The sequence below is a fragment of the Synechococcus sp. WH 7805 genome (genome assembly GCF_000153285.1).
In the GTDB taxonomy this organism is placed as follows: domain Bacteria; phylum Cyanobacteriota; class Cyanobacteriia; order PCC-6307; family Cyanobiaceae; genus Synechococcus_C.
Genome location: NZ_CH724168.1, coordinates 1,630,479 through 1,646,923, shown reverse-complemented (window position 1 = coordinate 1,646,923; position 16,445 = coordinate 1,630,479). Strand labels below are relative to the sequence as shown.

The 16,445-nt window shown below is 59.3% G+C and carries 22 protein-coding genes; 10 read left to right on the top strand and 12 right to left on the bottom strand.

The annotated features are described in order from the left end of the window. Positions 1-39 precede the first annotated feature (39 nt). The 3 genes from dnaJ to rsgA are packed head-to-tail and all read left to right on the top strand — an operon-like array spanning position 40 to position 2,316. A complete protein-coding gene (gene dnaJ / locus WH7805_RS08595; protein ID WP_006042666.1) occupies positions 40-1,170 on the top strand; it encodes a molecular chaperone DnaJ in 1,131 nt (376 codons plus the stop codon). 2 nt (positions 1,171-1,172) lie between these two features. Then, a complete protein-coding gene (locus WH7805_RS08590) occupies positions 1,173-1,415 on the top strand; it encodes a sulfurtransferase TusA family protein (RefSeq protein WP_006042665.1) in 243 nt (80 codons plus the stop codon). A gap of 19 nt (positions 1,416-1,434) precedes the next feature. Further along, positions 1,435-2,316 (top strand): ribosome small subunit-dependent GTPase A, encoded by an 882-nt coding sequence (rsgA, locus tag WH7805_RS08585; protein ID WP_038005295.1) that lies wholly within the window; start codon positions 1,435-1,437, stop codon positions 2,314-2,316. On the opposite strand, the gene WH7805_RS08580 is transcribed toward rsgA, so the two are convergent. The 3 genes from WH7805_RS08580 to murC are packed head-to-tail and all read right to left on the bottom strand — an operon-like array spanning position 2,291 to position 4,956. Next, on the bottom strand, positions 2,291-2,632 hold the full coding sequence (locus WH7805_RS08580) for a YbaB/EbfC family nucleoid-associated protein (protein ID WP_006042663.1): 342 nt from the start codon (positions 2,630-2,632) through the stop codon (positions 2,291-2,293). The genes rsgA and WH7805_RS08580 overlap by 26 nt on opposite strands. 24 nt (positions 2,633-2,656) lie before the next feature. Then, positions 2,657-3,589: a UDP-N-acetylmuramate dehydrogenase gene (gene murB / locus WH7805_RS08575; protein WP_006042662.1), complete on the bottom strand. Its 933-nt coding sequence runs from the start codon at positions 3,587-3,589 to the stop codon at positions 2,657-2,659. After that, positions 3,565-4,956, bottom strand: a complete 1,392-nt coding sequence (gene murC, locus WH7805_RS08570; protein WP_050752024.1) for a UDP-N-acetylmuramate--L-alanine ligase — start codon at positions 4,954-4,956, stop codon at positions 3,565-3,567. The genes murB and murC overlap by 25 nt, the downstream gene beginning before the upstream one ends. Positions 4,957-5,189: 233 nt before the next feature. Between murC and gap the strand changes: the two genes are divergently transcribed. Then, complete coding sequence (gap, locus tag WH7805_RS08565; protein WP_006042660.1) at positions 5,190-6,215, top strand: type I glyceraldehyde-3-phosphate dehydrogenase; 1,026 nt, start codon at positions 5,190-5,192, stop codon at positions 6,213-6,215. A 62-nt stretch (positions 6,216-6,277) separates the two neighbouring features. Here gap and thiL read toward each other — a convergent pair whose 3' ends face one another. Further along, positions 6,278-7,264 carry a thiamine-phosphate kinase gene (gene thiL / locus WH7805_RS08560; RefSeq protein ID WP_006042659.1) on the bottom strand — a complete coding sequence of 329 codons (987 nt, stop codon included), beginning with the start codon at positions 7,262-7,264 and terminating at the stop codon, positions 6,278-6,280. 6 nt (positions 7,265-7,270) lie between these two features. Then, a complete protein-coding gene (locus tag WH7805_RS08555) occupies positions 7,271-8,389 on the bottom strand; it encodes a peptidylprolyl isomerase (RefSeq protein ID WP_006042658.1) in 1,119 nt (372 codons plus the stop codon). A gap of 32 nt (positions 8,390-8,421) precedes the next feature. Here WH7805_RS08555 and efp point away from each other — a divergent pair, with 32 nt between their 5' ends. Continuing rightward, complete coding sequence (efp, locus tag WH7805_RS08550; RefSeq protein ID WP_006042657.1) at positions 8,422-8,985, top strand: elongation factor P; 564 nt, start codon at positions 8,422-8,424, stop codon at positions 8,983-8,985. Positions 8,986-8,987: 2 nt separating this feature from the next. After that, entirely contained in the window at positions 8,988-9,467 is a 480-nt protein-coding gene (gene accB / locus WH7805_RS08545) for an acetyl-CoA carboxylase biotin carboxyl carrier protein (RefSeq protein WP_006042656.1), read from the top strand. On the opposite strand, the gene pdxA is transcribed toward accB, so the two are convergent. Beyond that, complete coding sequence (gene pdxA, locus WH7805_RS08540; protein ID WP_006042655.1) at positions 9,454-10,482, bottom strand: 4-hydroxythreonine-4-phosphate dehydrogenase PdxA; 1,029 nt, start codon at positions 10,480-10,482, stop codon at positions 9,454-9,456. The genes accB and pdxA overlap by 14 nt on opposite strands. On the opposite strand from pdxA, the gene WH7805_RS08535 reads away from it, so the two are divergent. Next, positions 10,481-10,672 carry a hypothetical protein gene (locus tag WH7805_RS08535; RefSeq protein ID WP_006042654.1) on the top strand — a complete coding sequence of 64 codons (192 nt, stop codon included), beginning with the start codon at positions 10,481-10,483 and terminating at the stop codon, positions 10,670-10,672. The two genes, pdxA and WH7805_RS08535, sit on opposite strands and share 2 nt — an antisense overlap. Here WH7805_RS08535 and WH7805_RS08530 read toward each other — a convergent pair. The 3 genes from WH7805_RS08530 to WH7805_RS08520 are packed head-to-tail and all read right to left on the bottom strand — an operon-like array spanning position 10,638 to position 12,263. Further along, the gene (locus WH7805_RS08530) at positions 10,638-11,564 is read right to left on the bottom strand and encodes an SDR family oxidoreductase (RefSeq protein WP_006042653.1); all 927 of its coding nucleotides are present in this window, start codon (positions 11,562-11,564) and stop codon (positions 10,638-10,640) included. The two genes, WH7805_RS08535 and WH7805_RS08530, sit on opposite strands and share 35 nt — an antisense overlap. Before the next feature lie 57 nt (positions 11,565-11,621). After that, positions 11,622-11,804, bottom strand: a complete 183-nt coding sequence (locus WH7805_RS14435) for a hypothetical protein (protein WP_006042652.1) — start codon at positions 11,802-11,804, stop codon at positions 11,622-11,624. Positions 11,805-11,831: 27 nt separating this feature from the next. Beyond that, the gene (locus WH7805_RS08520) at positions 11,832-12,263 is read right to left on the bottom strand and encodes an HNH endonuclease (protein ID WP_038004577.1); all 432 of its coding nucleotides are present in this window, start codon (positions 12,261-12,263) and stop codon (positions 11,832-11,834) included. Positions 12,264-12,516: 253 nt separating this feature from the next. On the opposite strand from WH7805_RS08520, the gene WH7805_RS08515 reads away from it, so the two are divergent. Beyond that, a complete protein-coding gene (locus WH7805_RS08515; RefSeq protein WP_006042649.1) occupies positions 12,517-14,025 on the top strand; it encodes a DEAD/DEAH box helicase in 1,509 nt (502 codons plus the stop codon). Here WH7805_RS08515 and WH7805_RS08510 read toward each other — a convergent pair. The 3 genes from WH7805_RS08510 to WH7805_RS08500 form a co-directional block, all read right to left on the bottom strand. Next, a complete protein-coding gene (locus WH7805_RS08510) occupies positions 13,980-14,399 on the bottom strand; it encodes a hypothetical protein (protein ID WP_006042648.1) in 420 nt (139 codons plus the stop codon). The two genes, WH7805_RS08515 and WH7805_RS08510, sit on opposite strands and share 46 nt — an antisense overlap. Positions 14,400-14,411: 12 nt before the next feature. Continuing rightward, positions 14,412-14,816 (bottom strand): DUF6554 family protein, encoded by a 405-nt coding sequence (locus tag WH7805_RS08505; RefSeq protein ID WP_006042647.1) that lies wholly within the window; start codon positions 14,814-14,816, stop codon positions 14,412-14,414. Positions 14,817-14,879: 63 nt separating this feature from the next. Beyond that, complete coding sequence (locus WH7805_RS08500) at positions 14,880-15,395, bottom strand: AbrB family transcriptional regulator (RefSeq protein WP_038005290.1); 516 nt, start codon at positions 15,393-15,395, stop codon at positions 14,880-14,882. Positions 15,396-15,514: 119 nt separating this feature from the next. Between WH7805_RS08500 and WH7805_RS08495 the strand changes: the two genes are divergently transcribed. Together WH7805_RS08495 and WH7805_RS14740 are read left to right on the top strand one after the other, a co-directional pair. Then, entirely contained in the window at positions 15,515-15,784 is a 270-nt protein-coding gene (locus WH7805_RS08495) for a hypothetical protein (RefSeq protein WP_006042645.1), read from the top strand. 122 nt (positions 15,785-15,906) lie between these two features. Continuing rightward, positions 15,907-16,068 carry a hypothetical protein gene (locus WH7805_RS14740; RefSeq protein WP_006042644.1) on the top strand — a complete coding sequence of 54 codons (162 nt, stop codon included), beginning with the start codon at positions 15,907-15,909 and terminating at the stop codon, positions 16,066-16,068. The last annotated feature ends 377 nt before the right edge of the window (positions 16,069-16,445 follow it).

Here is a 16,445-nt window from a genome sequence, read left to right as displayed (position 1 = left end):
GACGCCTCCCCTTACTGTGACTTTCGGGATTACCAGCTGATGGCCGATTATTACGAGCTTCTCGGTGTCAGCAGGGATGCCGATGCTGACACTCTCAAGCGTGCCTACCGCCGTCTGGCTCGCCAATACCACCCGGATATCAACAAGGAGCCCGGAGCCGAAGACCGTTTCAAGGAGATCGGCCGCGCCTATGAGGTGCTCAGCGATCCTCAAACCCGGGGTCGTTACGACCAGTTCGGAGAGGCGGGGCTCGGTGGTGCCGCCGGCATGCCCGACATGGGCGACATGGGTGGTTTCGCAGACCTTTTCGAAACCTTCTTCAGCGGCTTCGGAGGTGCGGCAGGTGGAGGACGTCAGCAGCGTCGCCGCGGCCCCCAGCAGGGTGATGATCTCCGCTACGACCTCACGATCGATTTCGAGCAGGCGGTGTTCGGCCAGGAACGAGAGATTCGTGTTCCCCATCTCGAAACCTGCACCACCTGTGGTGGTAGTGGGGCCAAGAGCGGCAGTGGCCCAACCACCTGTTCCACCTGCGGAGGTGTCGGCCAGGTGCGCCGGGCCACCCGTACCCCCTTTGGAAGTTTCACTCAGGTGGCTGAATGCCCAACCTGCAACGGCAGCGGACAGGTGATCGCCGATCCCTGTAATGCCTGTGGAGGACAAGGTGTCGTGCAGGTACGCAAAAAACTGCGAATCAATATTCCTGCTGGAGTCGATACGGGAACGCGACTGCGCGTTGCCGGTGAGGGCAATGCTGGGCTCCGCGGTGGTCCCTCCGGGGATCTTTATGTGTTCCTCACCGTGAAGAACCATCCCACGCTCCGTCGCGACGGACTCACCGTGCTGTCGGAGGTGAAGGTGAGTTATCTGCAGGCGATCCTCGGCGACACCATCGAAGTGGAGACGGTGGATGGCCCCACCAGCCTGGAGATTCCCGCCGGTACCCAGCCCAATGCCGTGATCACCCTTGAGAACAAGGGCATTCCCAAGTTGGGCAACCCTGTGGCTCGGGGAAATCAGCGGGTCGCCGTTACGGTGAAACTACCCACCCGACTCAATAACGAGGAGCGTGGGCTGCTTGAGGAGCTTGCGGGTCATCACTCCGCGAGGGGGGAACAGCATCACCATCACAAGAGCGGACTGTTTGCGCGTCTCTTTGGTCAGCGCTGACCATGGAAGCCCGCCAGCCTGATCAGGTGCTGGATCTATGCGGTACGCCCTGTCCGCTCAACTTCATCCGTTGCCGGCTTGCCCTGGAAACCCTTGCCTCAGGGCAGTGCTTGCAGGTGGATCTCGATCCTGGAGAGCCTGAAGAGATGGTGGTGCCAGGATTGCGCCGGGATGGCCATGCGGTCACGGTGGAACGCCTGGGGCCTGATCGGGTCCGCCTTTTGGTGATCTGCAGCGGTGAGTGAGGCTGCACCCCATCGCGGCATGGTGGTGGCGCTGCAGGCCAATTACCTGGAGGTGGAACTGGATGTCCCATCCCCCGGAATGCCGGCCCGTCTTCTCTGCACTCGCCGGACAAGGCTTCACCATCGCGGCGCTGCTGTGCATGTGGGGGATCGGGTCACGGTGGAGGCGATCGATCCCCTTCAGGCCCGAGCTGTCGTGTCTGATGTGGAACCACGCAGCAGTTTCCTGGTGCGGCCTCCTGTCGCCAATGCCTCCTGCGTTCTCGTTGCTCTGGCTGTGGAGCAGCCTGCCTTCGATGCCGATCAGGCCAGTCGCTTTCTGCTCACCGCGGAACAGACTGGTCTGCGGGTGCAGCTGGTGCTCACCAAGAGCGACCTCCTTGCGCCTGAGCATCAGCTGGCCTTGAAGCAGCGTCTGCATGGCTGGGGCTATTCGCCCGTGTTGGTGTCTGTGCAGACAGGCGCCGGTTTGAACACGTTGCGCGCCGTGCTCGCGTCCCAGGCCATCACCGTGCTTTGCGGTCCTTCAGGGGTGGGCAAAAGTTCGTTGCTCAATGCGTTGCTTCCAGGCCTTGCACTCAGGGTTGGCGCCGTGTCGGGAAGGCTGCAGAGGGGCCGGCATACGACGCGGCACGTGGAGTTGCATCCCTTCGCACCAGGTGCCCGTGTGGCTGACACGCCCGGTTTCAACCGACCGGACTTGCCTGGGGATGCCCGCAATCTTGAAGTGCTGTTCCCGGAACTTCGGGACCAGCTCACCATCCACCCCTGTCGCTTCCGCGATTGTCTCCATCGCGATGAACCCGGCTGCGGGGTGAGTCGCGACTGGGAGCGCTATACCTTCTATCGCGGAGCGGTGGAGGAATTACTAGGGATCAGCCGCCCATCCCGGGGAGGTTGAGATCGAGGCCACCGGTGAGGTCTTGCATGCGTTCCTTCATGGTGGCGGTGGAGCGTTCGTAGGCCGATTGGAGAGCAGCGAGAACGGCGGCTTCGGCGGTGTCCTGCCCCTCGCTCAGCAAACTCGGATCCAGCTTCACGCGCAGGGGTTGTTGATTACCGGAAAGCCAGATGCTGGCCCGACCATCCTCACTGCTGCCCTCGATTTCCATGGCATCCAGCTCTTCCTGCAGTTTCTGGGCGTCTTGCTGAATCTGCTGGGCCTTGCGGAAGGCTTCGGTGAGCTGTCCGAAATTGGGAAGTCCGAAACCGGCCATGGAACTGCTGAAGGAACTGGAAGGCTAATCGGGCGTCTCGAAGCCCAGGCGTTTCACTTCTGGATGCAACGCAATGCCTTTGGCCTCCATCACTACGCCTTGCACCAGGCTGATGAGGGCGCGGATGTCCTCCGCTGTGGCATCACCGGTATTCACGATGAAATTGGCGTGCAGCTCAGACACTTGGGCACCACCGATGGCCCGTCCTTTGAGCCCCAGGGATTCGATCAGCCGCCCGGCTTTTTCCGGTTCGGGATTGCGGAAGACGCTGCCGCAGCTGGGCAGTTTGTAGGGCTGCGTGGAGGTGCGATGGTTGAGATTGCCGCTGGTGCGGCGCTGCAGTTCGGCCGAGTCGTGACCGGGTTCAAGCTGAAATTCGGCGGCCACCACCAGGTGCGGGTTGGTTTGGAGTGCACTGTGGCGGTAGCTGAACGCCAGGTCTTCCCGACTGAGGTTCGCGAGGGTGGGTTTTGGGTCGCTTAACCGAATCACATCCACACTGATCAGCTGTTCAGCCGTGCAGCCTCCCTGCGCCCCGGCATTCATCACGGCGGCACCCCCCACAGTGCCGGGGATCCCCACAGCCCATTCCAACCCTTGCAAGCCAGCTTTGGCAGCACGCCTGGCCAGGGTGGGCAGCGGCTCTCCAGCGGCGGCACGGATGCGGCCCGTTTCTGCATTCAACGCACTGCCCTGCAACCGTCTTAGGCAGAGGGTGAGTCCGGGCAAGCCGCCGTCGGCGATGAGCAGATTCGAGCCGGCTCCGATGATATGAACGGGCAGACCTTCCTCCCTCGCCCACTGCAGGAGCTCTGGGATCTGCTCGGTGCTGATGGGTTCAGCCAGCCATTGCGCCGGACCTCCGACGCGCCAGGTGGTGAACTCCGCTAGCGGCACCTCCTGTTGCAGGACACCGCAATCCTGCAGAGCCGTCAGGCCGCCAGTGCCGGTGGACATGACGCCTGACCCTCTGTTGAAGACTGCGACAACCGCGACCAAAGGCTGTTTACATCACCAGCGCCCATGGCCAGCACCAGATCATCGGGGAGGCTGTGCTCCTTCACGAGGGTGACGAGTTCATCCATCGTTGACGCCACCAGAACGGATTGCTGCGTTGACAGTTCCTGCATGACGCTGGCCAGCGCTTCACTGTTTACCCCTGGTATTTCAGCTTCACCAGCGGAGAAGATCGGAGCCAGCAGTACTAGTTCAGCGGAGAGTAGTGCCTCGGCGAATTGGTGTTGGAATTCTTGGGTGCGGCTGTAGCGATGGGGTTGGAACACAGCCACCAACCGCTGGGGTGATCGAGGCAGAGGGCTGCGACCGCTGGACACCATCAGATTGGCCATGTCCAGCGTTGCTGCCACTTCACTCGGGTGATGGGCGTAGTCGTCAACGATCTGCCGGCCCTGCCAGTCGCCTCGGTAATCGAACCGGCGTCCTGGGGTTTTCAGCTCTGATAGATGGCTGATCAAGCGTTCGAGGGGCACACCCTCCATGCGGCAGGCGGCGAGGGCTCCGATGGTGTTGCTCAGGTTGTGCAGTCCGGGCATGGGCAGGGTGATTTGCCCCACGAAGGTCCCCTGTTCATAGAGGTCGGCGATGGTGCGATCGCCTTCCAGAGCCACTGGCAAGCCTGCAAAATCCACGTTGTCGCTGCGCTGGATCGACCACCAGGCATCGGCTTGGAAGTGCTCGTTGAGGATGGGATCGTCCTGATTGGCCAGCAGGCGTTGGCAACCATTTCCGAAGCGCTGAAGGGTTTCGATCAGGTCGTCAAGGTCGCGGTAATGGTCGGTGTGATCCAGTTCGAGATTGGTGATCACACCCAAGGAGGCTCTGAATTTCACGAGCGAGCCGTCGGATTCGTCGGCTTCAGCCACGAGGAGGCGTCCTTGGCCGGCATGGCCGTTACTTCCGTAACAGGGAACGATGCCTCCGATTACAGCCGTTGGATCCTCGCCGGCGCCATGAAGAAGTGTGGTCACCACCGTGCTGGTGGTGGTTTTGCCATGACTGCCAGCGATGGCGATCGAGGGCTGCTGGTCGATCAGGGCTGCAAGAAGATCCGAGCGATGCCAAACCTCGAGCTGTTGATGTCTGGCGGCAACCAATTCCGGATTGTGTTCGGGAATGGCGCTGCTGATCACCACGATTGGTGATGAGCGGTTCAGATGATTCAAGGTCTGGAAGTTGGTGGCCTCCTGTGACTCAAAAGCCACCATTCCTGCCCTTTTGAGACTCTCCATCGCCGGCGTCAGGCGCCGATCCGAGCCGCTGACGCGATGACCGCGGCTGAGCAGAATCCGCGCCAAGGCAGACATGCCAATGCCTCCGGCACCGATGAAATGCACAGGTGCGTGAATGTCAAGCGTGCAGACCAATGACCGTCACCGTGGATGCGCACGATAAATCAGCTTTCCAAGCTGACCAGTGGTTCAGGAATTTTGTAGCCCTGGTCTTTCCGTGATCCCAAACCCCCCTTTAACAGAGTAAATCCCGAAGATTTCTGTATGATCGGCGGCCAAACACCTATAGCGGACGATCCGCTTTTGTTATGACCCTGCGCGTTGCGATCAATGGATTCGGCCGGATTGGTCGCAATGTGATGCGGGGTTGGCTCAGCCGCGGCGCTGACACTGGTCTCGAGATCGTTGGGATGAACTCCACATCCGATCCCAAAACCAGTGCCCACCTCCTCACCTACGACTCGATCCTTGGTCACATCGACCGCAGCGTTCAGATCGAGACGACTGACGAAACGATGATCGTCAATGGCAAGGAGATCAAATTCTTCGCCGATCGCAATCCCCTCAACTGCCCCTGGAAGGATTGGGGTGTGGACCTTGTGATCGAGTCCACCGGTGTCTTCAACACCGATGAGAAAGCGAGCATGCACCTTGAGGCCGGTGCCAGCAAGGTGATCCTGACGGCGCCTGGCAAAGGTGACGGTGTGGGCACCTTCGTGGTGGGCGTGAATGACGATCAGTACCGTCACGAAGACTGGAACATCCTCTCCAACGCCAGCTGCACCACCAACTGCCTGGCTCCGATCGTCAAGGTTCTCGATCAGAGCTTTGGTTTGGACTGGGGTCTGATGACCACCATCCACAGCTACACCGGTGACCAGCGCATCCTCGACAACAGCCACAGGGATCTGCGCCGTGCCCGTGCCGCTGCGCTCAATATGGTTCCCACCACCACCGGTGCTGCCAAGGCTGTGGCTCTGGTTTACCCCGAGGTGAAAGGCAAGCTCACCGGTTTCGCCATGCGTGTCCCCACGCCGAATGTGTCTGCTGTTGACCTCACCTTCGGACCCTCCCGCGCCACCAACGTTGAGGAAGTGAAGGCTGTGATCAAGGCCGCTTCCGAGAATGGAATGAAGGGCATCATCAAGTACAGCGACCTGCCCCTGGTCTCGACCGATTACGCCGGCACCAACGAATCCACCATCTTTGATGCCGACCTCACCTACGCCATGGGTGACAAAGCGGTGAAGATCCTTGCCTGGTATGACAACGAGTGGGGCTACAGCCAGCGCGTGGTGGATCTCGCCGAAGTGGTCGCCCGCAACTGGAAGTGATCCTGTAAAGCTCCCTGATCTGAGCGTTCTCATCCCCCCTGCAAAGGGGGGATTTTTGTGGGTCAGGACGCTCTGTAATGGGCGAAACCCTTAGAGACCACGGGTGCGTTGTCGTCGCTCCAGACGATCGCTTCGGCTTGATCCGTGATGACTCCCACCTGCCGGCTGGACGGTTGCAGGTCAATCCAGGCTTTGGCCCATGCTGGGGGCAGCGTGACCACCAGTTCGAAGTCTTCACCACCGCTCAGGCACCAGCGTTGCCAGTGCGGACCATCCGGCCATCCGCATGCCTGAGGCAACTTTGTTTTGTCCAAAACAGCGCCGCAGCCACTGCTTCGGCAGAGACAGTCGATGGCTTGAAGCAGACCGTCGCTGCTGTCGGTCCCACCGGCTCTCCAGGGAAGCTCCTCTGGCTTGCAGGTCACAAGCAACTTGAGTGCATCAAGCTTCGGCTGTGGACGCTGATGCTGTCGAATCGCCTGTTCTTTGAGTGCACTTGGCAGGGTGACACCCAGCAACGAGGGATCTTCGAGAAGCAGGGCCAATCCCAGTCGGCTCAGTCCATGAGCTCCGCTCACCACGATCCAGTCTCCAGGCCTTGCCTGGGAACGATGCAGCCGCAAGGGCCCGAGTGTCCCGATCGCAGTGATCGAAATCATCCTGACGGGTCCCTGGGAGCAGTCGCCTCCCAGCAGCACACCCCCACTCACCTCAAGCAGGGAGTCGATGCCGCGGTAGACCCCTTCCACCCAGCTCCAGGGGGTGTGTCCCGGCGCCACAAGCCCCACAGTGATCCCCAGGATCTGATCCACCCCGCTGGCGGCAAGGTCGGAGAGGTTGGCAGCCACCGCACGCCAGCCCACATCGGCTGATGCGGTGGTGGCATCACTGAAGTGGATGCTCTCCACCAGTACGTCGGTATTAATAAGCAGATCCGCTGATGGCTGTTGCAGTTGCGCGGTGTCGTCATCCAGCTGACCCGGCGGAGCGAAGCGCGCAAGGCGCCTCAGGAGCTCCGCTTCTCCCAAGTCAGCCAGTGTCTGCGTCACGGCAGGTCAGGCGTGGGGCTGCAGCCGATCGGCTCCATCCACCACTTCAATACGGTTGATCTGATCGTCCACGCTGAGTTCCTCGAGAACATCGAAGCCATCCACCACGTATCCGAACGCGGCATTGCGTCCATCCACCAGATTCAGACCGGCAGGGGTGAGCTCCGCTTCGTAAAGAAACAGGAAGAATTGGGATGAGCCATCATCGAGCGCCTGATCGGAATGGGCCCAGCCGAGGGTGCCGAGGGTGGAGAAGGGCAGAACGGGCGTGGCCTTGTACAGGCCCACATCTTCAAAGGTCTCGTTGTAGAAGGTGTCCGGCTCGCCTGGAACACGAATTTCCAGAGGCACATGCCGTTCCTGCTTGCTGGTTGGATCCACATAACCGATTGCAGGACCTTCAGGATCGCCGCTTTGCAGGATGTAGAAGTCCTCGGCCCTGGTGAAGGGAAGGCCGTCGTAAAAGCCCTTGAGGCTCAGATCAATAAAGGCGCCGGCCGTCAGGGGTGCGTTGTATCCATCCACCACGGCTGTGAGATCGCCCTGTGTGGTGCTGATCACCACGGTGGCCCGCCCATTGAGGCGGGGCAGGTCATCGAACTCCGCGGGAATGGCAGGGATCCGGTCATCAATCAGCAGGTATTCGAGATCGCCAATTGTGGTCAGCGTCTGCCGGCGGGTCTGGATGAATCCTGATTTATCGGCGGCATCCACCCGTTCCTGCAGTTGCACCAAGTCGTCTTTGACCGTGTCGAGCAGCTGTTCGGCCTGCTGACGCTCGGCATTGGGCACGGCGTTGAGAATGGTGTTGCGACGCGTGTTCAGCAACGCTTCGCTGCGGCTGATGCTGCGTCCGAGGGCACTCCAGCGCTTGGCCCGCAAATCGTCACTGGTGCCTTCCAGTCGGTGCTGCAGTTCACGCAGATCCTCTTGGTCCATCGGCAGGGAATCCCGCAGGATCGCAGCGGGATCCTTCACGGCATTTCCCTGGGGCAGTCCGGCCCAGACGGGTTCGGCCCAGACCAAGCCGATCACCATCAGAAGGCCGAGCAAGCCAGTGCTCAAACGCTGAAAAGCCAACCGAATCGCCAAGGAGAACCCCAGGTGCTGAAAGGACTTTGGCACAGCCGTATGATCCCCTGAACCGTTCAGCGGGAATGATTTCCAGCAACGACTTTCGCACTGGCACCACCATCGAGCTGGACGGTGCCGTCTGGCGTGTGGTCGAGTTCCTGCACGTCAAGCCCGGCAAGGGTTCCGCCTTTGTCCGCACCAAGCTCAAGGCGGTGCAGAGCGGCAACGTGGTGGAGAAAACCTTCCGCGCTGGCGAGATGCTGCCTCAGGCCATTCTTGAGAAAGCCACGCTTCAGCACACCTATATGGAAGGTGAGGACTATGTCTTCATGGATATGGGCACCTACGAAGAAACCCGCCTGTCTGCGAAGCAGATCGGAGAGAGCCGCAAATATCTCAAGGAAGGGATGGAGGTGAATGTCGTCTCCTGGAATGACAAGCCCCTGGAAGTTGAGCTGCCCAATTCGGTTGTGCTCGAGATCAAGGAGACGGATCCTGGTGTGAAAGGCGACACCGCGACTGGTGGCACCAAGCCGGCCATTCTCGAGACCGGTGCCCAAGTGATGGTGCCTCTCTTTCTCTCTATTGGTGAGAAGATCAAGGTCGACACCCGCAACGACACCTACCTGGGTCGGGAGAACAGCTGACCATGCATCTCGACCACGATCAGTTGAATCAGCTTCTCGACAAGCTGGCGGAGAGCGACATTCAGGAATTCCGGCTCGAGGGGGATGATTTCCGCCTAGAGGTTTGCCGGAATCTTCCTGTTCCGGCTGCGTCCACCCAGATGGTGCCTGTCGCAGCTGCTCCTGTGCCAGCGATGGAGATCAAGACTCAGAGCGAGTCATCGTCCGCAGCCCCTCCAGCAGCTGCAGGAACTCGCTCGGATCTCGTGGATGTCACTGCACCGATGGTGGGCACCTTCTATCGGGCTCCTGCACCTGGAGAACCTTCCTTTGTGGAGATCGGCAACCGCATCTCTGCTGGTCAGACGATCTGCATCCTCGAAGCCATGAAGCTGATGAACGAGCTGGAGGCTGAGCTGAGTGGTGAAGTGGTGGAAATCCTTGTGGATAACGGCACACCGGTGGAATTTGGTCAGGTGTTGATGCGCGTTAAGCCTGGCTAAGCGTCCAGGCCGCTGCGATGGCGGAGAGCATGCTGTCGCAGCGTGCGATTCCTTGTCCGGCGATATCAAATCCGGTTCCATGATCGGGCGATGTCCGCAGAAACGAAAGGCCGAGTGTGGTGTTGACTGCCTGGTCGAAGGCGAGCAATTTCACGGGAATCAGTCCCTGATCGTGATATAGGGCCAAAATCCCGTCAGGCCCTGGACTGTTGTTTCTGCTCCATGCCTGCGCTGCGCTGAGCCAGCAGGTATCTGGAGGTAGAGGTCCTCTGAGCCGGATCGTGGGGTTGGCCTCAGCCCAGCGATGCATCAGAGGCGTGAGCCATTGCTCTTCCTCTGTGCCGAGCTGACCTTGTTCGCCGGCGTGGGGATTGAGACCGGCCACCAGAAGCTCCGGTGAGGGGTTGAAGCGCTGGCAGAACCTGGCCAGGGTCTTCAATTTGGTGGTCACCAGAGCCGGTGTGAGGGCTTGAGATACCTGTTGCAGAGGGATATGTGTGGTGGCCAGAAGGGTGTTCAGTCGCCATCCGGTGCTGGGTGATACGGCGGTGAACAGCATCGATGCGGAGTCTGCTCCGTCGAGTTCGGCCAATCGCTCGGTCTGCCCGGGATAGGGATGACCTGCTGCATGCCAGGTGTGCTTCGCGATTGGCGCTGTGACCAGGGCCCGCCCGTGCCCTCCTTGGACGAGCTCCACAGCTCGACTCAGCCAGCGGAAACTGGCTTCCCCACTTGTGACCCCTGCATCGCCTGGATCCAGCGGGCCGCCCGGGATGGGAAGGTCTTCAATCTCAAGGTCATCAGGATCCACCAGGGGAAAGTTCTTCAGGTTGTGCAGGAGCTGATGCGTGCGTTTAAGGCTGGCTCTGCAGCCCACAAGCAACGGTTTCATGTCCCGCGGACAGCGGGGATCTGCAAGGGCTTTGATTGTGACTTCCATGCCGATACCGGCGGGATCCCCTAAAGCGATGACCAGACGCTGATTAGCGTCGGTGAGTTGATGGAGTGGGATCATGCTGCGCTGGCTGTTGATCGGGTTGCTGCTCTACGGCCTGGGGACTGCTTTGAAGCAGGGATGGCTGGAGGTTCAGTGGAGCCAATTTCTTTATGACGCCGGTCTCACGTTCATCGATCCCGACCAGCCTCTGCAACTGCATGAACTGCCCATGTTCAAGCCGGAGAGGACGGAGTCCTCGACTCCGTGAGGGTCTCGATCTCAAGGCATTGCGCCAGCCCGCTGCGGTAGGTCGGATAAATCAGCTCATAGCCGAGATCCTGGCGGAGGCGCTGGTTGCTGACCCGTCGGTTGTCCGCCCAGAACGACCTGGCCATGGCGCTCATGCTGGCCTCCGCCTCGGTGAACGGTTTTGGTTGCGGAAGCTCGCAGTTCAGCAGGGATGCGGCATAGCGGTGCACTGAAACACTCGCGGCTGGTTCGTCATCGCAGACGTTCACGATCTCTGGGTGCTGACCCTGAGCGGATCGATGCATGAGATGGAGGCAGGCCGCGGCTACGTCATCCACATGAATGCGACAGAACATCTGTCCAGGCTTGTCCACCGGCTGCAACGTTCCTGCTTTCACCGCAGCGAGAGCGGAGCGGCCAGGTCCATAGATTCCCGGTAAGCGCAGGATCTGTAGGGGAAGTCCGCTGGCCTGCCACTCCTGCTCGCACGCCAGCCGACGCCGGCTTCGGTCTTGGGTGGGTTCTGGAGGGTCGTCTTCACAGACCCAGGCGCCATCGGTGTTGCCGTACACCCCTGTAGTCGAGAGATAGCCGACCCAGCGCAGCGGCCACTGCTGGATCTGATCGCCGAGCGTTTTCAGGACCGGATCGTTGCCATCGCGATCGGGTGGGATGGTGTTGAGCAGATGGGTGATGCCCTCAAGTTGGCGACGATCGGGCGCCTGACCCGTAGCCGTGTCGAAGGCGAGGTGTTCGCTGTCCGGCGAGGGTTCACGCCGGGTGCTGATGACAGGGATCTGCAGGGCAGAAGCCAGAGAAGCGAGGCGGCTGCCGCTGAAACCGGCGCCGAGGATGCAGAGCTTGGAACCCGCAGGCAGGGGCTGACAGCGGTTGACAAATGAATCATGCATGAGTACAAACGTATTATTCGCCATTCGGTCGTGACCGGTTCCTGTCTTTCTTTGGTGTCATCCCAAGGCTCCATGCTGCCTCGTCGTGAGCCGGTCAGTAAGGCTCGTGCGGCAGATCGACAAGAGACAGGCCTGCTCCGAGGTGTCATAGCCGTGGCTGCTGCTGCTCTGGTCAGTAGCGCCTTTCTGCTGGCTCCAGAGCACCCAGAGCAGCAGGCTTCCATCTGCCGACAGCACCATTCAGCTGATGCTTGCCGGGTCTGGTGATCAGGCCATCTGGAAGGCCCAGTCGCTGTCGTCCTGATTGGTCATGAGCGTGTCGGCGTCCATGGGCTCGGTCATCGCTTCTTGAAGGTCAGGTTGTGCCCATTGCAGCAGGCGCAGTGCCAAGCGGAGGTCGCCATCCATCCAAGCTCGGATCGCCATGGCTCGTCTCGGATCATAAAAACGCTGACGCCGATACCAATCGAATACATCAGCATCTGACTTGTGACCATTGCAGGACAAGCAAGCAGGTACGCAATTTTCAGTAATGCTCAACCCTCCGCGACTTCTCGGTAAAACATGATCAATTGATTCTGAGGGTTTGCCGCAATAGATGCAACTTTTGCCGGTGTAAGTGTGGAGTGATTGACGCCACCTTCGGACACGCAATTTAGGACAGAGATCTTCGAGAAAAACCGCATCTCTGTTATGCATCCGAATCGTTCGGTTAATCGAAGTTTGCCGTGACCGACACCGTCGTCAATGTGTTCAAGACTGCATTTTCGCGATTTCGTTCTGTAGATTTTGGTTGGGGCGTCGGCCCCCTTGTGTCTCTCGCTGAGAGACATAAGATGATGTTTGCTGATTTGGATCCACGGCAGGATCTCCTCCTGGTTGCAGTCTTGGACTGACCCCATCGGGTTTAGTGCATGCAACGTATCCCTTTGATGCGGTCACTCATGCGCAAATGGGTCGCATTCGTCCTCGGGGGCTCTGGCGTGGCTCATCCCTGGGTTGGGAGTTTCCGCTCGCGGCTGCAGAGACTCTGCTGGAGCGTTTTGGAGACCGCTTTCGTGTGGATGATGAGCTCTTGCGCTGGTTGCATTGGCATCGGCATCCCTTACCGCCGTTGCCTCATCACCGCGAGTTGATTGCGCAGGCTGATCTGAATCAATCGCTAGCTGACGGTCGCAGGCCTCTTCCCCATCAGCGATCTGGTGCCCGTTGGCTCCTCGCTCGCCGTGGAGCTCTTCTGGCCGATGAAATGGGACTGGGTAAAACGCTGACGGCCCTGTTGGCAGCGCGAGCCCTTCTGCGCGTGGTGCCTCTTCGCCTGCTTGTCGTTGCGCCGGTGGGATTGCATCCCCACTGGCAACGGGAAGCGTCGGCCGTTGATCTCGAGGTTTGCCTGCACAGCTGGGCACGTCTGCCGAGTGAGCTTCCTGAAGCCGGAACGTTGATGATCGTGGATGAAGCGCACTACGCCCAGACGATGCAGGCGCAGCGCACCCAGGCTCTGTTGCGGTTGGCTCGCCATCCGCGGTTGCGAGCGATTTGGATGCTCACGGGAACTCCGGTTCGCAACGGCAGACCAATTCAGCTTTATCCACTGTTGGCTGCGATTGACCATCCACTCGCTCGTGATCAGCGCTCCTTTGAGGAGATGTTTTGTCAGGGTCACTGGAGTGAGCGTGGAGGTCAGCGACGCTGGCGTGTGGATGGTGCTAGCCGTCTTGATGAGCTGCGGCGGCTCACCACGCCACTGGTGCTACATCGCCGTAAACAGCGGGTGCTGGGTCTGCCGCCCAAGCGTCGCTCCTTTATCCCAGTGACACTGGAGCACAACCAGTCCAGAGGGTTTGACCACCGGCTGGCGTTGGTAGTTGAGGACTATCGCCGACGTGTAAGGGCCGGTGAGGTGCGTTCTGATGCCGAATCCCTTGCGGTGTTGACGTCATTGCGTTTGATCGCTGCTGAATTCAAGCTGCCGGCCGCTGAACGGCTCGTGCAGCAACTCCGCGCGCAAGGTGAATCGGTCGTTCTCTTCAGCTCGTTCGTGGCTCCTCTTGCACTGTTGCAGCAACGTCTGGGTGGGGAATTGCTGAGCGGTCGGCAGAAACCGGAGGAGCGTCAGATGGCTGTGGATCGCTTTCAGGACGGATCGACGGATCTGCTGCTAGCAACCTTTGGCGCTGGTGGTCTGGGATTCACTCTCCACAGGGCCCGTCAGGTGGTTCTGCTCGAACGTCCCTGGACTCCAGGTGATGTTGATCAGGCTGAGGATCGTTGTCATCGGCTGGGAATGGATGGGGAGCTCATGAGCCATTGGCTTCAGCTCGGTCCAGCGGACCAACTCGTGGATGGACTGGTGGCCAGCAAGGCCAGTCGAATCGAGTTGCTCATGGGTCCGCGACGGGTGAGCGTTGAACGTCAGTCCCTGCCGACCATGGTCGCCCGCTGCTTGCAGGACTGCTGACGCACAGTCAGCTCGTGCATCACCATCGGGTCGGGTTTTTGTTGGCTCTGCTTGAGTAATTCAGCTGCTTTGGCCACGTCGCGGCAGGCTTCATCCGGTCGGTTCATCAAGTTGTAGATCAAGGAGCGATCCACAAGGGGAATCGGATTGCTTCGGTGGATTTTGACGACCTCATCACAACGCTCTAGGGCTCCATCCAGCTGTTTGAGATTCAGATTTTCAAGACATCCTGATACCTGCACATCAACGCCTGAGGTTGGGGTGATTTCAGCTGATTGTCTGCCGCAGCCCAGGCTGTTGAGAAGAACCCCGCCAAGGATCAGAACGGAAATCAGCCGATGAGGGGGTTGAATCTGATTCCGAGACTGATTCATCACCGACTGGTTTCAGTAGCTGTAACGCTCATCAGCATCCCAGTTGGAGGTTTCTTTGCTCTCGCTGGTGCGGGTCGATGAGGTGGGCGATTCAGTAACCCTTTGGGACCCGCCAAACAGATCGCCCAGATACTTGCCGCAATCAGGGAAGCTGGTCGGATCTTCGACCACCGCTTCGGTGATCATCACGGCAGCATGCTTAGGGGAGGTTTTGAACAGGCCACTCCCCTGACGCTTGATCAGCGAATAGGAGGCTTCCCAGCTCACGATGTGATCATTTCCGCTACTGCGCATGTAGCAATAAATCTGTGCCCCCTTCTCGGCTGGACTGCTGGATGCTGCCCTGGCAGGAGCGACTGACCACAACATGCCTGCCATCGGCAGCAGCAGGGCAAGGCGAGTTGGAAGGCTGGCCATTTGTAGACACTACGGGCGATCTGCGTCAACGTATCGACTCTTATTTTTCTGTCCAGAGTTGGATCAGGAATTGCCGAGGCCAAGCGGCGCCAGCATTTTGACGACCAAGGGCAGGACGAGAAGCACCGTGATGAGTCGCACGGCGTGCAGTGCAGCCACGGCTGCTCCAACCCCGTAATCGGCTGCGACCAGACTCATGCCGCTGATGCCTCCCGGCGCTGCACCGAGCAAAGCAATGAGTGGATCCACGCCAAGAAGTCTGCTGGTCCAGAGACCGATCACCACACCGGTGAGCACCAGGGTGACCGTGATCAGCACAGCCGGCCTCCAGAGATCCTTCAATTGATCGAGGGAAGCCGTGGTGAGACCAGTTCCAATGATTGTGCCGATTCCGATCTGAAGTGCTGTTCGCGTGCCAGTAGGCCACTGCGCCATGTCCAAGCGTCCGCTCATGCTCACCACGGCGGCTCCGACCAGAGCTCCGGCGAGGGGTGCTGCAGGGAGTCCGGTTTTGATCGCCAGCAGGCCAAAGATGGTTCCTGCCAGGAGGTACACCAGCAGAGTCAGCAGAGAAGGCAGCACGTCAAACTCCCAGCGGGTGGTGTTTCGATCTCAAACCACAGTGGCATCACCTGATCCGCGACTTGAGGGTCTGTCTTGCATGTGTTGTGATCTGCCCATTGCTGCTCTGTTTTCGGATGAGCCAATCCGTGTCTTTCCGCATCACTCGTACGGCTGAGGATGTTGCTCAAACGCTCAATGCTCTGTCTCAGCGCCTGATCAGGCTTGAGCAGCGTTTGGAAAGTCTTGAATTGCAGTTGGAGACGCAACGCAGCGAAGCGCAGACGATGCCGGCCGAAGAGCTGAATCGGCTTGATGGTGTCGATCAGTTGTTGCTTGAGTGTCAGGAGCTACTCGGTCGTTCAGAACACCAGCTGGATGAACCGGATGTGGATTTGGCCGCATAAGGCTGGCCAGGGGTGGCAAAATAAAAAGAAAGCCAACTATGGCATCTTCAACTCTCGCCACATCTGGTACCCGCGGTTCCGGAAACGTTCCGCGACCAGGCTGTTCCACGTCTGGGTTGCCAATGCCAGGCAACCGTCGCAGCTTCTTTGAAGGTGGTCATCAGCTTGAAAAACTGGAGTTCGCCCTCGCCGTTGCGATCACCCGTGGTGATGACAACCGATGTCAACTTCTTCGGGCTCAGATTGCCGAGTTAGGCGGCAACGTCGAAGAACCCGGAACCTGACGCTCTCTCTGAAACTGATCGTCGGACGACTGAAGTGTTCGTAGCCCGAGATGAATCTTTGTTGTGCGTTGTTCTTTGTGATCTTTTGTTGATATAGTTTGGGTAAGTGGAAAAAGTAATGACGTGGTCGCCACGCTATTGAAGCCTGTAAGCCAAGCAACGATTCCTGGAGCTTCGCGCGAACAATGTTTGAAGCTAGCTGATCAGCTTTATCAGGAGGCTCGATCCAATGCTGAAGCGGGTCAAGTTTCTGAATCTGCTCAGATGATTCTCAGAGCTCTTGACCAAGAGCGTCGTGCGAGAAGCGTTGGCCCACAAGTTGTTCAATTGATCAAGCCCCGTTCATCTTGGGGCAATCGCAGCTAGATCTGATTTCA